Source organism: Lentzea sp. NBRC 102530, from assembly GCF_030269365.1.
GTDB lineage: Bacteria > Actinomycetota > Actinomycetes > Mycobacteriales > Pseudonocardiaceae > Lentzea.
Genome location: NZ_BSTF01000008.1, coordinates 136,360 through 150,538, shown reverse-complemented (window position 1 = coordinate 150,538; position 14,179 = coordinate 136,360). Strand labels below are relative to the sequence as shown.

Here is a 14,179-nt window from a genome sequence, read left to right as displayed (position 1 = left end):
CCCGTTCTGCAGCGCGCCACGAATCCAGCAAATTCACTACGCGTCACACCGCGCCGAGGTCCGACATATTAGATTGTGCACAATTTAATCGTGTACGATCCAAGCTCGTGCGGGTACACCTGCCCCGGGTGGCGCCGACGGAAAGAGACCGAGGACCGCGCCCGGCGAGTGTCCGCCTCGTCGGCGGACGCGGTCGTCCACATCGGACTCCGGCGCGAGGACCGGGAACGAACGACTCCGAACGGATCCGGACCGGGAGGACACGCGCCTTGCCGCCTCGGTGGAACCCGTTGCCGCACAGTACGATCAAGCGCATGTGGCCTCTCGTTCGGTGTTACGGCGAGGAGACCGTTGCTTCGCGGCCGGGTCTGACGTTCACCGTGTTCGGCACGGTGCGAGCGTGGCGGGACCGGACCGAGATCGACCTCGGATCACCACAGCAGCGACTCACCCTCGCGGTCCTGCTCCTCGCCGAAGGGCGGGTGGTGCAGGCCCCGGAGATCATCGACGCCCTCTGGGGCGAGAGCGCTCCCCCGACCGCGAGAGGGACCATCCGCACGTACGTCTACCGGTTGCGAAGGCTCCTGAACGACGATCCCGGCACGGCCGTGCTCCGCTCGGAGGGCAACGGGTACCAGCTGGTGCTGGCGGAGGAGCAGCTGGACCTGAGCCGCTTCCTCGGCCTGGTTCGCGCCGCGGAGGCGTCCGCCGCCGCCCACGACCGCAGGAGGGCGGTGGACTTCCTGCACTCCTCCCTGAAGGAGCTGCGGGACGAGCCGCTGCGCGGGCTACGGGGCGAGTGGGCCGACACGGAACGACGACGGCTCGGTCAACTCGTCGTGCGGACCGTCGAACTGCTGTCCGAACACCAGCTCGACCTCGGCGACCGCGTCGACGTCCTCGAGCAGCTGACGGCGGTGTCCGAGGCGGAGCCCCTGCGGGAACGCGTGCACGAACTCCTCATCCGGGCGTTGTGCCGCGAAGGCAGGCCGGCGGAAGCGCTCACCGTCTACGACAGGTTGCGCGCGACGCTGCGCGACGAGCTCGGCGTGGATCCGAGTCACGCTTTGCGCGAGCTGCACGCGCGGGTGTTGCGCACGGATCCCGCCCTGTCGTCGGCCACCTCCGCCCCGCCGGAGCGCCGCGCGCCGTCGGCGCGGTCCGCCCCGATGCCGTCGGCCCTGACGGTGTTCGCCGGCCGTGAGGCCGAGCTGCAGGACCTGAACTCCGTGCTGGACGACGTGTCGGCGCCGAGGACCGTCGTCGTGCACGGCACCGCCGGCGTCGGCAAGACCACGTTCGTCGTCCAGTGGGCCAGTCAGGTCGCCTCGTCCTTCCCCGACGGTCAGTTCTTCGTCGACCTGCGCGGGTTCGGCAGCGGCGACGCCGTCCGGGAGCCCGCCGACGTGCTCCACGAGCTGCTCGACGCGTTGGACCTGCCGTCCGCGCACAGGCCTTCCGGGCTGGACGGCCTGATCACGCTGTACCGCAGCGTCCTGGCCGAGCGCCGCGCACTCGTGGTGCTCGACAACGCGCGGGACACCGCGCAGGTCATGCCCCTGCTGTCGGCGGCTCCGGGGTGCGTGGTGGTCATCACCAGCAGGAGGGAACTGACCGCGCTGGTCGCGTCCACGGGAGCGCACTCGGTCAGGATCGGGTTGCTGGACATGGACGAGTCGGTGACGTTCATGGTGCACCGGCTCGGCGAACACCGCGTGCGCGCGGAGCTCCCGGCGTTGCGCACGATCGCCGAGATGTGCGCACACCTCCCGCTCGCCCTGGCCGTCGCGGCGGCCCGGATCTCGAGCAACCCGCAGTTGCGGTTGTCGGACATCGCGGACCAGCTCGCCACCGATGTCGAACCGGGCCTGGACTTCCTGTCCACGGACGATCCTCGCAGTGACGTCCGCACGGTCCTGTCGTGGTCCTACCGAGCGCTGAGCCCGGAGGCCGCGCGGGCGTTCCGGTTGCTCGCGCTCCTGCCGTTGAGCCGGACCACCACGCCCACCGTCGCGAGCCTGACGGCGCTGTCGCTCCCCCGCACCAAGGCGGTGCTGCGCGAGCTGAGTTCCCTGTGCCTGGTCAACGAGGACGGTCCCGGCCAGTTCAGCTGGCACGACCTCCTCAAGGAGTACGCCGCCGAGGAACTGGCGGAGGCGGTCGGCGAGGAGGAGCAACGGGCCGCGTGCCACCGCCTGCTGGGCCACTACGTCGTGCTGACCAGGAGCGCGTCCCTGCAGGTGATGGCGACCGACGACCTTCCCCCTCTCCCGCAGATCCCTCCTGGCGTGACCGCGCAGTCCGTCAAGGACCTGCTGTCCGCGTTCGACATGTTCACCTCCCAGCGGGGCACGTTGCTCTCGTTGTTCGACTTCGCCACCCGGTGGCGCCTGGAGTCGTTGTCCTGGCACCTGGCCTGGTACCTGCGCCACTATCTCGACGCGGCGTTCCAGTGGGACGAGATGACGGCGATCAACGAGATCGCCGCGGCCTGGGCCGGGAACGCGGGCGACGACCTGGCGATCGGGTACACGCACAGGAGCCTCGCGCGGGCCGCAGCGATGCGCGGCGACGTGCGGTCCGGCTTGCGGCACCTGCAGACCGCGATCGAGGCGTTCCACGCGAGTGGGGACGGCCAGGCAGAGGGATACGCACACCTGCAGGCCGCCAACTGGTTGGTCCACGTGGGCCGGGCCGAAGCCGGACTCGACCACGCACGGCAGGCCCGCGCCCTGTTCCGCGGAACCGCCTCCCGCCACCAGGAAGAGGCGCTGCGGGAGTTCACCGCCCTGAGCCACGCGGAGGCCGGACGCCACGGCGACGTGGTCGACACCCTGCGCAGAACCCTGACCACGGACTACGACTCGGGTGCGACGCTCAAGCTGTTGCGCAAGATCGAGCACCTGACGAACGCGTACGAGCGGCTGGGTGAGCACCACAAGGCGGCGCAGCTGCACGAGTCCGCGCTGAAGCTGGTCCTGGAGCTCACCGGCGCGGACTGGGCGCGCCTTCCCTACAGCTTCGAGGAGCAGTTCGCCACCCAGAGCTTCCTGCTGGCCCGCACGCTCTACCTGGCCGGTGAGACCGACCGGGCACTGGCGGTCCAACGAGAAGCGCTCCGTGGACTTCACTCGCTCTTCCGCAAGCACCACCTGCCGATGGCCTTCCAGCACCCCGGCGCCGCCGGTGCCCAGAGCGCCTTCGCCGTGCTGGAGGACGTCCTCGCCGACGAGCGGGCCGATCACCGCTGGTACGCCGAAAGTCTGCGGGCAGTGGACGAACTGGCCTCCGTGATGGCGGGACTGGGAGCGTCCCACTACCTCGTCGACCTGCGAGACCGGAACGCGGCCATCCGGGGCGGGGCGGGGCGAGAACCCCGCGATGGCGGCACGAGTCGCTGATGACGTCGCTTCGTCCTGACAGCGGTGGCCGTGCCGGCCCCGAGCAGGCGAGCGCGGCACGACCACCAGGACCGGGGACCGCTCCCCGGCCTGCTAGTCACCGGTGATGACACCGATCGCGATACCGAGCGTGATCGTGTTGTACACGAACGAAAGCACGCCGTGTGCCAGCACCCGTGCGCGGATCGCCGGGCCGTTCGTCTCCACGTCCGACACGGCGAACGTCGTGCCCACGGTGAAGGCGAAGTAGGCGAAGTCGACGTAGGCGGGTTGCGGCGAACCCGGGAAGACCAGGATCTCGTCCGGCGACGCGGCGAAGTACTCCTGCGCGTACCGCTCCGCGTAACCGAAGTGCATGATCGCCCACGCCAGCAGCACCGCGGGCACCGAGATCAGCTTGTTGTCCAGGTCCGCGGCCTCTCCCGCGTCACCGACACCCATGACGATGCTCAGCCCGGCGGTGATGCCGACGATGCCGCTGAAGAGCGTGAACAACAGGCCCGCGCGCGGACCGAGCGCCAGGCGCAGCCAGTCGGCGGACTGCCTGCCCCGCCTGCTGGCACGGACACGCGCGACCCGGATGCCGAGGTAGACGAGGGCGAAGACGTCCCACGCCGCCGTCCACACCAGTTCCGCCGAGACGAAGACCATGATGCCGAGGGCGATGAGTACCACTTCGATGACGCGGGACAGGGCGAACTGAGCGCTCTTGATCACTTGGGTTCCTAGGTCTCACGAGAAGGACCCGCACAGTCAAGACCCACGCCCGCCTCAGTGTCCATTGAGGACCAAAAAGGGACCGTTCTTCGTCGCTTTCGGACACCTGCGCGCAGCGAAACGGCGCGGCACAGGCGGTCGAGCTGCCCGGCGGAACCGTGATCGGGGGTCGTTCCGGACATCGTCTCGCGCCGGCACTTGTGCCCACCGAACCCGGAACCGCAGTGTGGTCAGCGGTACCTGCCCCCAGGTGCCCGACGTGCCGGCGCTGATCCCCCTCCGGCACGGAAGGCCGCGGCGTGGAGCCGACATGATCAGCTCCACGCCGCGGCACTCGACGGGATCGCTCAGAGCGCGCGGAACGCCTTCACGTCGTGGCTCGGGTAGCTGTGGAAGTTGTTGGCGGGTTCGACGAGGACGAGCTGGGTGCACGCCTTGTCCGCGTACAGCGCGATTCGACGGTCGGTGGCGTTGATGAGCGCCTTCCCGACGAACGGCAGAGCCGTGCAGCTCGTGCTCGGGTTGCCGTACCTCTCCGGCACGGTGTTCATCCAGACCGAGTCGTAGAAGCAGGCCACTCCGGCCTGGCAGGCCGTGGAACCGGGCCCCGGGGCGGATGCCTGCGCGGTGGCGGGCGTCGCGACGAGGGCGATGCCCGTTGCGACGATCGCGGCGAGCACTTGACTTTTCACGTCGTACCTCCGGTTCGATGGCGATGACCGCGCCCGGCCGACCGGCCGAAGAGCCGATCGCGGGGCGCCGCGACCTCACTCGCGATCGCCGTAGCGGTTTCCGCCGAGGAGGAGCGGGCGACCGCGTCAGGCACCGGCGCGCGCTTCAAAGTAGTTGAAACTTCAGCCCGTGGGTTACCCTAGCAAACCACGCTGAAGTTTCAACTTCTGGAGGTGGCCGGTGCCGGAGACCAGGTGGCTGGACGAGGAGGAAGCGCGAACGTGGCGCAGCTTCATGCTCGCCTTCCTGTTGCTGCAGAGCCGTCTCGAACGCGAACTGAAGCGCGACGCCAACCTCTCGTTCGCGCACTACGACGTGCTGTCCCGCCTGTCGGAGGCTCCCGGCCGTTCCATGCGCATGGCCGACCTCGCCAGCGACGCGGTCTTCGACCGCAGCAGGTTGTGCCACACCATCGACCGGCTGGCGCGCAAGGGCTGGGTCCGCCGAGTGCGGTGCGAAACGGATCGCCGGGGTCAGTTGGCGGAACTGACGGACGAGGGCGTGGAGGTCGTCCGCCGGGCGGCCCCGCGGCACGCGGAGGAAGTGCTGAAGCTGGTGTTCGACCGGCTCGCGCCCGGCCAGCACGAGGCGTTGCGCGAGATCAGCGAGAAACTGGCCCTGGGCTTGGAACGGCCGGGGAACGACGTGCCTCCAGGCCACGCGGCCCATCGCTGAACGCGTCCGGAGCGGAACAGCAGGGCGTGCCCGAACGCCGGGTGGGAGCCGCGAACTCCGGCTCCGGGCGACGCGGGCCGGAACGGTCGATCACTGCTCCGGCCATCCCATCCTGGTGAGCGCCGCGTCATCGGCCATCCCCGTGGCCAGCAGGGCGCTGATCTCGCGCAGGGACTGCTGCTGTTCGCGGTCGAGACGGTCGAAGACGAGCGTGCGGACCTGCTCGACGTGCTGCCGCGCGGCACTCCTCACCACCTTGGCCCCCTCCGCGGTGAGGACGGCGAACTGCCCCCTGCCGTCGACGCCCGCGTCCTCCCGCCGGACCCAGCCGTCCCGCGCCAGCCGGTCGATCGTGTGGCTCAGCCTGCTGCGGTCGAACACGCACGCCGCGGCGAGGTCGGCCATGCGCATGGAACGCCCCGGCGCTTCGGACAACCTCGACAACACGTCGTAGTAGGCGAAGGAGAGCCCGGAGTGCTGCTTCAGGTCGCGCTCCACCCGATCCATCATCAGCTTGGTCGCGATGAGGAAGCCGCGCCAGGTGGCCTGCTCCTCGTCATCCAGCCATCGGGTCTTGGGCATGTCGTCCTCCGCGCCTGTTCTCCCGCCTCGGACCCACTCTACCGCGACCGCTGAAGTTTCAATCACCACGTCACAGGCGCACGGGCACCTCGGTCCTGCCGCCGAAGACGAACGTCGGGAGCGGTCGCAGGGTGCCGACGTCCACCGCCGGCTCGAGTCCGGGGAAGTGCTCGAACAGGGCGGCCAGTGCCAGTGTCGCCTCGATCCTGCCGAGCCGTGCGCCGATGCAGCGGTGCACGCCGTGGCCGAACGCCACGTGCGCCTTGTCGAGGCGGTGGACGTCGAAGACCGCGGCGGTGTCACCGTGGCGCTCCGGATCCCGCCCTCCGGCTCCGAATCCCAGCAGGACCGGGTCACCCCTGCGGATCACGACGCCCTCGCCGAGGTCGATGTCCTGCACGGCGTACCTCAGGGGCATGTGCTGCACCGGCGCGTCGAACCGCAGCGTCTCGTCGACGACCTCCGACCACGACACCTCACCGTCCACCGCGGCGGCGAGCTGGTCCGGGTGCCCGAGCAGGTCCGCGACCGCGTTCGCGATGAGGTCCGTGGTGGCCGGAACCCCTCCCGCGATGGTGACGGCCAGCGCGAGCACCCGTTCCTCGTCGGTCATCCCGGGATCGTGCGCCAAGGTGCTCGCCATGTCGGCCGCGGGCGAGGTCCGCTTGCTCTCGACCAGTCCGGCGAGGAACCCCAGGGCACTGTCGAGCTGGGCGGCCGCGACCCCGGGATCCTCGGAAGGACTGAGGAGGTCGGACATCGCCCCGCGCGCGTCGGCCCACCGCTCCCGCGGCACACCGAACAGATCGCAGAGGGTCTCGCCCGCGATCACCTGTGCGAAGTCCGCGCGGACGTCGACCACCTGGCCCGAACCAGGAGCACCCAGCTCCGCCAGCAGCCCCGGCAACCTCCTGATCAGGTGGGCACCGAGCTGCTCCAGCCGTTCCGGTGCGAACGCCGCCTCCATGACGTCGCGCAGGCGGCGGTGGTCGGCACCGTAGGCGTTGAGCACCGTCGGGGAGAGCAGGAACGGGGCGAGCGGCCAGCCCTCCGGCACCTCCGCCAGTCCGGGCCAGTGCTGCCGCGCGTCCCGCGACAGCCGATCGTCCTCCGCCAGTCGCCTCACCACGTCGTACCTGGTCACCGACCACGCCATCACCCCACCGGGGAGCTCGACCCGTGCGGCCGGCCCGGAGGACCGCAGCCGCGTGACCTCCGCCTGGGGCAAGTGGCGTGCCGGGTCGAGAACGTGCACGTCTGTCATCGAAATCAACCGTTCATCCAGCTCGACGGGCTTCGCACCCGGTCGAGACACGTTCTTGAGGATCTTGTCGCCGTGGAGGAAGCCGAGCGCGATTCGCGGCCTCGTCTCGTTCCCCACGGGTCTTCTCCGTGATCGCACCCCACACGAACGCGCCGACGTCCTGGTTCAGCACGGTCCGATGTGCACCGCGATGGGCACGATTCCCTTCCCCCCAAGGGAAATCAGGCGTGGACGAGACCGCGGGACTGCGACCATCCGACGCCGCCACGAAGTCACGGAGGTAGACATGAGCGCGACGGCCGGTTCGCTTCGGCTGACGATCCCGGAGAACTGGTACGACCTGTCCGTCGCGGACGAGGCCGCGGAGAACGCCGTCGTGCGGCGGCTGCGGGACGCGTGCGCCGACACGGGGATCGGAGAGCAACCGGCCGCGCGGCTCGCCGACTTCGCGCGCCGGTCGCTCCGTGCCGCCCGGCGGTCGGGAGTGCTGCACGTCGCGGGAACGTTCGAACTCCACGAGGGAAGACCCCTGGTCGCCATCGTCGTCGCGGCGCTGATCACCCCACCGGCGAACGCCGACCTCCTCGACGCGCTCACCGAGCACAGGTCCGGCTCCGGCACCTGGACACGGGTGAGCGCGGTCCGCCTCGACGGCATCGGCGAGGCCGCACGAGTGCACGGCGTCCAGGACGTGGTCCTCGACGACACGACCCGGCGCTGCGCGGTCATGCACACCCTGATCCGCGTTCCCGGCCGCCCCCAGGTGCTCGTCATCACCGGCACCAGCCCCGACTTCACCGAGGCCGACGCACTGTTCGACCTCTTCGACCGGATCACCGCGACCGCCGTCCTCCGCTGAGGACGACGCCGAGGGCCCGCCCGGTCCTCTTCGGACGGAGCGAGCCCTCGCGCCGGTCCAGGCCCATGCGCAGCACCTGAACCGAGCGGCTCCCTACCGCGCAAGCGATCCTGGCGGCGGACCGGCCCTCGCGGAACCAGGACCGCGGAACCGGGGCGCGCCGGTGACGGGATGTGTGCACCGCCGTGCACGGATCCGAAGCATCGCCCGCGTCTTTCGACGGGGGTGCGCGCAGCCCCTCCCCGCCGACGTAACGTCCGAATCGTGTTGATCGGGCGTGAGTGCGAACTGCGGACCTTGGCACTGGCGCTGGACCGCGCGACAGCGGGACACGGGGACGTCCTCGTGCTCACCGGCCCCCACGGAGCGGGAACGACGTCACTCGCCGACGCGGCGGTCGACCTCGCCCTCGCCAGGGGTGTCCCGGTGCTGCGCGCGGGCGGGCCGCTCATGTGGGCTCAGCTGGCGAGGGACCGGGGGGTGCCGGACGAGGTCGTGCTCCGCCTCCTCGGCGCACCGACGCCGCTGGAGCTCGACGACATGGCTCAGCGGATGCTCTCCAGGGACCCGCTGCTCATCGTCGTCGACGACGTCGACAGGGCGGGTGGCGCCGATCTCCTGTCGTTCGTGGCGGGCAGGGCCGGCGGGACGGCGACGGTGGTGGTCGGCACCGCCCGCACGTCCCTCGGCATCGGCAGAGAGGTCGTCCTGCGCGGTCTGAGTCCCGAGGACCTCGGCCGGGTCCTGCCGTCCTCGCAGGCGTTGTGGACCGCCTCCAGCGGTCTTCCCGGTGTGGCGATCGAACTGTCGGCACTCGGTACGTCCCTTGTGGACATCGCGTTGAACGTCCCCTCCGCCAGGGAGTTCCTCGAGGTCGACGGTGACCTGGTGCGGTTGCTCGAACTGGCGGTCTCCCGGACGGCAGGACCGGTGCGCGCCCGCCTGCTCGCGAAACTCGCCCGCGTGCTGGCGAACGACGCTTCCACCGGCGCCCGCAGGCGGGAGCTCGTCGCGGAGGCGGTCAGGCTGGATCCGCGGAGCCCGGAGGTGCTCGACGCCCGCCTGCACGCGCTGTGGGACCCGGCCGCGGCCCAGGACAGGATCGACACCGGTCAGCGCATCGCCGAGCTCGCGACCTCCGGCGCGGTGGCGCGCAAGGGGCTGTTCTGGCAGTTCGTCGGTCTCGTGGAACTCGGGCGCGTCCTCGAGGCGGAGGCCGTGCTCAGCCGGTTCCACTCGGCGGCCTCAAGAGATGCCGACGGCCAGGACGTGGTGCTGGCGCTGAGCCGGCAGGCCGTCCTCGCCGCGTTGCGCGGCCGTTTCGGCACCGCCGCCGACCTGGTCGCCGAGTTCGAGGCGGTCGGCGTTCGCCTCGCCGTGCCCGACACCCGGCGGCTCGCGGGCTCGGTCCTCGGCGGCATGGTCGGCGTCGCGCTGCGCGACCAGAGCCGCCTCACCCGAGGCGTCACCGACTTCACCCTGCTGGCCAGGAGGTTTCCCGGCCACCACTACGAAGCGAGTGCCGCGGGTCTGCTCGTGCTGCTCGGCAGGATCGACGAAGCCGTCGCGGAACTCCGCCGCGTGCTCCCGGCGGTGGTGTCCGGCACCGGTCCCCGCTGGCTCGCCGCGATGGCGGACCTCGCGTCCGTCGCGGTGGCCGCACGTCAGGAGGAGGAGGCCGCGGCAGCGCTCCACCGGGGGCTGCTGCCCTTCGCCGGCCGACTCGTCGTCTGGGCGGGCGCGAGCACCGTGCGCGAGCCCGTCTCCTACTGGCTGGGGCGGCTTTCCGTCGTGCTCGGCCGTCCCCGCGAGGCCGTCGGTCACCTGACGTCGGCGGCAGACCTCGCGAGGCGGACGGGCGCGCTGCCGGCGTTGGAACTCGCAGAGGCCGCCCTCGCCGAGCTCTCCGCCTCCGCTGACGCCCCGTCCCCCGGCAACTGGCACCTCGTCCGGGACGGCGACGACTGGCTGCTCACCGCCGGCACGGAGCACGTCCGCCTGCGCGACCGTCGCGGGCTGCACCACCTGCGCGCTCTGCTCTCCACGCCGGGAAGGGACATCCCCGCGCTCGACCTCGCCGCGGGCGGCTCCGGTCTCGCCGCCACCACCAGCACACCGCTCCTCGACAAGACCGCGCTCCGCGCGTACCGGGTGCGACTCGACCAGCTGCCGACCGACGACCCGGAGCGCGCCTTCATCCTCGGCGAACTCCGCCGGGCGACCGGCCTCGGAGGCAGGACCAGAGCCGCGTCCTCCGAAGCGGAACGGGCCAGGGTGAACGTCACCCGCACCCTCCTGTCGGCCCTGGACCGGATCGGGGTCAGGGCGCCCGGTGCCGCCGCGCACCTGCGCGCGTCCATCCGCACCGGCCTCGCCTGCCGCTACGACCCCGTTCCCGGTGGCCCTTCCCGCTGGCGGCTGTGAACGAATCGTTCCACCGCGGTTTACGCCTCCAGGGCATGACCTCCTTCGACGACCTGGTCGCCCAGTTCTGGATACTCGGCGCGATCGGTCGGCTCGCCGACCAGGACCTCCTCCACCGCGCGGCCGATCCCGACGACGAGATGTCCGCGTTGAGCCAGCAGCTGCTCATCGACACGGGCTGGCTGCTGACCGATCCCGTCCGTCCCAGTGCCGGCCTGCTCGCCGCACCCCCTCCTGGCGTTCCGACCAGCGCGCTGAGCGGCTACGTCCGTGAGCAGATCGCCCGCATCGGCCGTTTCGCCGCGGGCTCCCCTCCCGGGTGGAACGAACACGACCGCGACCGCATCCGGTGGCGGGGACGGGCGAGCGGCCTGATCGCCCAGGGCATCATCGAACGCTGCTGCCCGGACGTGCTCCAGCGAGCGACCGGCTTCCTCGACGTCGGCACCGGCGCGGCCGGGATCGCCGTGCGGCTCTGCCGGGCGTCACCGGGGCTTCGGGCAGTCGGGCTGGAGATCAGCCCGGCCGCGCTCGACGTGGCCCGCATCGACGTCGCGGAGGCGGGGCTCGCCGACCGCATCGAGATCCGCGACCAGTCCGTCGCGGAGCTCACCGACGTCGAGGCGTACGACCTCGCCTGGCTCCCCCAGCAGTTCATCCCGCGCGGTGAGCTGCTCGAAGCACTTCCCCGCGTGCTGCGCTCGCTGCGGCCGGACGGTGCTTTGGTCATGGCACTCGCGACGGAGGACGACCTGCCCAACCTGGTCTCCGGTGGAGGCACACTACCGGCGGCTGAGGCCGTGGAACTGCTGGAGCAGGCCGGGTTCCACACCATCAGCGTGCACGACATGACCGTCGTCGGGCGTCGCTGACGAGACGGGGCGCTCCCGCCGACGGACCCAGCACAGCGGTCCGAACCGGCGGCAGCGCCCCGAGTTCCGCCTTCCGGCCGGTCAGGCCTGAGCGAAGAGGTCCGCCTCGGCGAAGTGCTCCGCGCGCCGGGCGACCTCGGCGGAGAAGGCCAGCGCCGCGTCCAGCGGACGGTGGTGGATCGCGGCGCGCACGATCAGTCCTCCGCCGTCGCGGGTGAGCACCGTGACACCCCGCATCACCGTCCCGCCCAGGGCCTCGGCCTCCCACTCGAGATAGGTGCGGTCTCCGTCGGAGACCTGGTTCGTGAAGTCCAGCGAGTCGTAGATGCCGCTGGCGACCTCGAGGAGACGCGCGACCCGTTCCCTGCCGGTGACGGGACGGCGCAGGACGCTGGCCTCCAGGACGACGTCCTCGGCGAAGGCCGCGCCGAACGCGGTGGAGGACCTCGTGTCGAACGCCTCGGTCCAGTCCGACCGCGGGCTGCCCGAGGTCTCGTCGTTCTCTGCCATCACCCTGCTCCACTCCGGTTGTGCGGTTGCGCGGTTGTGCTGGGCACCAACGGTTTCCTCAGGACGCGGCGAAGGTCCGCACGTCGCCGTGCCGAGGTTCAGACGGCGACCGCCTCGACCACCGAGAGCGGTCCCTGCGCGGGAAGGATGCGCGCGAGCCGCAGCCCCGCCTGGTCGAAGATGCGGCCGAACTCGGCGGCGGTGCGTTCCCTGCCGCTGACGAGCATCATCATCACCAGGTCCAGCAGCTTGGCGTCGTCCGGCTCGTTGCCGGGCTCCACCACGGCGTCGAACACCGCGATCCGAGCGCCCGGCGCCATCGCCTTGCGGCAGTTGCGAAGGATCCGCACGCACTCCTCGTCGCTCCAGTCGTGCGTGATGTACGACAGCACGTACAGGTCGCCGTCGGCCGGAACCTCTTCGAAGAAGTCACCGGCGACCTCGGTCCAGCGCTCGGAGGCGATGTCCCGGGGCGTCTCGCCCGGCAGCACGTGCGCCTGGTCGAACAGGACCCCGCGCAGGCCCGGGTTCTCGAGCAGGATGTCCCGCAGGAAACCACCGGTCCCGCCGCCGACGTCCACGACCGTGCCCGCCTCGGGGAACGAGTACTCGTCCAGGGCGAGCCGGCGAGCGGCGCCGGAGAAGCTGCCCATGCCTCCGTGGAACTCGGCCGCCGCCTCGGGGTTCCCGGCGACGTAGTCGAAGTACTGCTCCCCGAACAACGCCGGGAAGGGCGCCTTCCCGGTCCGGAGGCCGTCCCCCAGCTCGAACGCGCTGGACCAGTGCGTGTGCATCGTGCTCATGACCACGCCCCACCGCGCGGAGTACCGCGAGTCGGTGCGCAGTCCCTGACCCAGTGGTGTCAACGAGATCCTGCCGTCCTCCTCCTGGCGGAAGACGTCGATCGTCGCCAGCAACCGGATGACCCGGTGCAGGAAGTCCGCGTCGGTCCCGGTCGCCTCCGCCAACTCCTCCACGGGGCGTGGATCGTCACCGAGGTGGTCGGCCACGCCCAGCTGGGCCACCGCGCGCAACGCGGCGGCCTTCAGGTAGGAGTGGGCCTCCGAGATGAGGTACACCGTCGAGGCTTCCGGGGTGATGACCCCGCCCGAGCTGCTCACGAGCATTCCCGTCGTCGATACCGATCGCTCCGCCTGGTGACGCAAGCGCTTTCCAACGGCCAGAAGACTAGGTGCGCCAATGGTTTCCGCGCTGCCTCGAACCGGAATGGGCCGACAACGGGGTGCGTCGAACGCCAACGCGCGAGCAGGCCTTGACAAACACCGCCTCAGCCGGAGGCCGAGTCGCGCAGCGCCCGCAGTTCGGTTCGGAGGCTCCTGAGCTCGGCCAGCACGTCCATCGTGACCTCGGCCTCGCCGCGCCCCTGCTCCGCGCGCTCCTCGCCCATCTGGTTCTCCATGGCGCTCACGGCGACGGCGATGAAGAGGTTCAGCACCGTGAAGGACGTGACGATGACGAACCCGATGAAGAACACCCACGCGAACGGTTGCTGCTCCATCACCAGGCGCGAGACGTCGGACCAGGCGTCACCGGTCATCACCTGGAACAGGGTGAACAGCGAGTCGCCGAGGTCTCCGAAGTGGTCCGGCGCCACCGCGCCGAAGAGCTTCGTCGCGATGATCGCCGACACGTAGAGCACCAGCGCGAGCAGAGCGGTGATCGAGGCCATGCCCGGCAGCGCGCTCAGCAGCGCCGCCACGACCCGCCTCATGCTGGGCACCACGGACACCAGCCGCAGCACGCGGATGACCCTCAAGGCGCGCAACACCGAGAAAGCACCTGACACCGGCAACAGGGTCACGCCGACGACCACCGTGTCGAACCAGTTCCACGGGTCGCGGAAGAAGCCCAGGCCGTACGCCCAGAACCGCAGCACCAGCTCCACCACGAACACGACCAGCGCCACGCGGTCGACCAGGTGCAGCACGTCGCCGAACGAGGCGACCAGCGCGGGCGACGTCTCCGCTCCGAGCACGAGCGCGTTGAGCACGATCAACGCGGTGATCGTCTTGGTGAACCACGGTTCGGTGACCAGAACGCGAAGCCTCGCATTGGGGAACAACGACTAGCTCCTTGCCCGCGACACCACCTGGTGCCGCTCCAACGACTTCGCACTTGGGGA

12 protein-coding genes are annotated in these 14,179 nt (G+C 70.7%); 5 read left to right on the top strand and 7 right to left on the bottom strand.

Annotation, left to right across the window (positions count from 1 at the left end; translation table 11 throughout):
• The first annotated feature begins 314 nt into the window (after positions 1 to 314).
• The gene (locus tag QSK25_RS22455; protein ID WP_285640941.1) at positions 315 to 3,401 is read left to right on the top strand and encodes an AfsR/SARP family transcriptional regulator; all 3,087 of its coding nucleotides are present in this window, start codon (positions 315 to 317) and stop codon (positions 3,399 to 3,401) included.
• Between the two features lie 93 nt (positions 3,402 to 3,494).
• Here QSK25_RS22455 and QSK25_RS22450 read toward each other — a convergent pair whose 3' ends face one another.
• Together QSK25_RS22450 and QSK25_RS22445 are read right to left on the bottom strand one after the other, a co-directional pair.
• Positions 3,495 to 4,118, bottom strand: a complete 624-nt coding sequence (locus QSK25_RS22450; protein WP_285640939.1) for a DUF1345 domain-containing protein — start codon at positions 4,116 to 4,118, stop codon at positions 3,495 to 3,497.
• A gap of 347 nt (positions 4,119 to 4,465) precedes the next feature.
• Complete coding sequence (locus tag QSK25_RS22445) at positions 4,466 to 4,810, bottom strand: hypothetical protein (RefSeq protein ID WP_285640937.1); 345 nt, start codon at positions 4,808 to 4,810, stop codon at positions 4,466 to 4,468.
• A gap of 220 nt (positions 4,811 to 5,030) precedes the next feature.
• On the opposite strand from QSK25_RS22445, the gene QSK25_RS22440 reads away from it, so the two are divergent.
• Positions 5,031 to 5,525 carry a MarR family winged helix-turn-helix transcriptional regulator gene (locus tag QSK25_RS22440; protein ID WP_285640935.1) on the top strand — a complete coding sequence of 165 codons (495 nt, stop codon included), beginning with the start codon at positions 5,031 to 5,033 and terminating at the stop codon, positions 5,523 to 5,525.
• A gap of 90 nt (positions 5,526 to 5,615) precedes the next feature.
• Here QSK25_RS22440 and QSK25_RS22435 read toward each other — a convergent pair whose 3' ends face one another.
• Complete coding sequence (locus QSK25_RS22435; protein WP_285640933.1) at positions 5,616 to 6,107, bottom strand: MarR family winged helix-turn-helix transcriptional regulator; 492 nt, start codon at positions 6,105 to 6,107, stop codon at positions 5,616 to 5,618.
• Positions 6,108 to 6,177: 70 nt separating this feature from the next.
• Positions 6,178 to 7,371, bottom strand: a complete 1,194-nt coding sequence (locus tag QSK25_RS22430) for a cytochrome P450 (protein ID WP_285640931.1) — start codon at positions 7,369 to 7,371, stop codon at positions 6,178 to 6,180.
• 286 nt (positions 7,372 to 7,657) lie between these two features.
• On the opposite strand from QSK25_RS22430, the gene QSK25_RS22425 reads away from it, so the two are divergent.
• The 3 genes from QSK25_RS22425 to QSK25_RS22415 all read left to right on the top strand — a co-directional run bounded on the left by QSK25_RS22425 (position 7,658) and on the right by QSK25_RS22415 (position 11,526).
• Complete coding sequence (locus QSK25_RS22425; protein WP_285640930.1) at positions 7,658 to 8,230, top strand: hypothetical protein; 573 nt, start codon at positions 7,658 to 7,660, stop codon at positions 8,228 to 8,230.
• Positions 8,231 to 8,494: 264 nt separating this feature from the next.
• Entirely contained in the window at positions 8,495 to 10,654 is a 2,160-nt protein-coding gene (locus QSK25_RS22420) for an AAA family ATPase (protein WP_285640929.1), read from the top strand.
• A gap of 35 nt (positions 10,655 to 10,689) precedes the next feature.
• Positions 10,690 to 11,526, top strand: coding sequence for an SAM-dependent methyltransferase (locus QSK25_RS22415; protein WP_285640928.1), 837 nt, complete (start codon positions 10,690 to 10,692; stop codon positions 11,524 to 11,526).
• An 81-nt stretch (positions 11,527 to 11,607) separates the two neighbouring features.
• Here QSK25_RS22415 and QSK25_RS22410 read toward each other — a convergent pair whose 3' ends face one another.
• The 3 genes from QSK25_RS22410 to QSK25_RS22400 all read right to left on the bottom strand — a co-directional run bounded on the left by QSK25_RS22410 (position 11,608) and on the right by QSK25_RS22400 (position 14,119).
• Positions 11,608 to 12,036, bottom strand: coding sequence for a nuclear transport factor 2 family protein (locus QSK25_RS22410; protein ID WP_285640925.1), 429 nt, complete (start codon positions 12,034 to 12,036; stop codon positions 11,608 to 11,610).
• 98 nt (positions 12,037 to 12,134) lie between these two features.
• Entirely contained in the window at positions 12,135 to 13,157 is a 1,023-nt protein-coding gene (locus QSK25_RS22405; protein ID WP_285640924.1) for a methyltransferase, read from the bottom strand.
• 167 nt (positions 13,158 to 13,324) lie between these two features.
• Positions 13,325 to 14,119 carry an ion transporter gene (locus QSK25_RS22400; protein ID WP_285640923.1) on the bottom strand — a complete coding sequence of 265 codons (795 nt, stop codon included), beginning with the start codon at positions 14,117 to 14,119 and terminating at the stop codon, positions 13,325 to 13,327.
• Positions 14,120 to 14,179: the final 60 nt, after the last annotated feature.

Excerpts from the sequence above, each read along its gene's own strand:
- QSK25_RS22415 (WP_285640928.1), top strand. The coding sequence starts at position 10,690 with ATGACCTCCTTCGACGACCTGGTCGCCCAGTTCTGGATACTCGGCGCG.
- QSK25_RS22435 (WP_285640933.1), bottom strand. The coding sequence starts at position 6,107 with ATGCCCAAGACCCGATGGCTGGATGACGAGGAGCAGGCCACCTGGCGC.
- QSK25_RS22430 (WP_285640931.1), bottom strand. The coding sequence starts at position 7,371 with ATGACAGACGTGCACGTTCTCGACCCGGCACGCCACTTGCCCCAGGCG.
- QSK25_RS22455 (WP_285640941.1), top strand. The coding sequence starts at position 315 with ATGTGGCCTCTCGTTCGGTGTTACGGCGAGGAGACCGTTGCTTCGCGG.
- QSK25_RS22410 (WP_285640925.1), bottom strand. The coding sequence starts at position 12,036 with ATGGCAGAGAACGACGAGACCTCGGGCAGCCCGCGGTCGGACTGGACC.
- QSK25_RS22425 (WP_285640930.1), top strand. The coding sequence starts at position 7,658 with ATGAGCGCGACGGCCGGTTCGCTTCGGCTGACGATCCCGGAGAACTGG.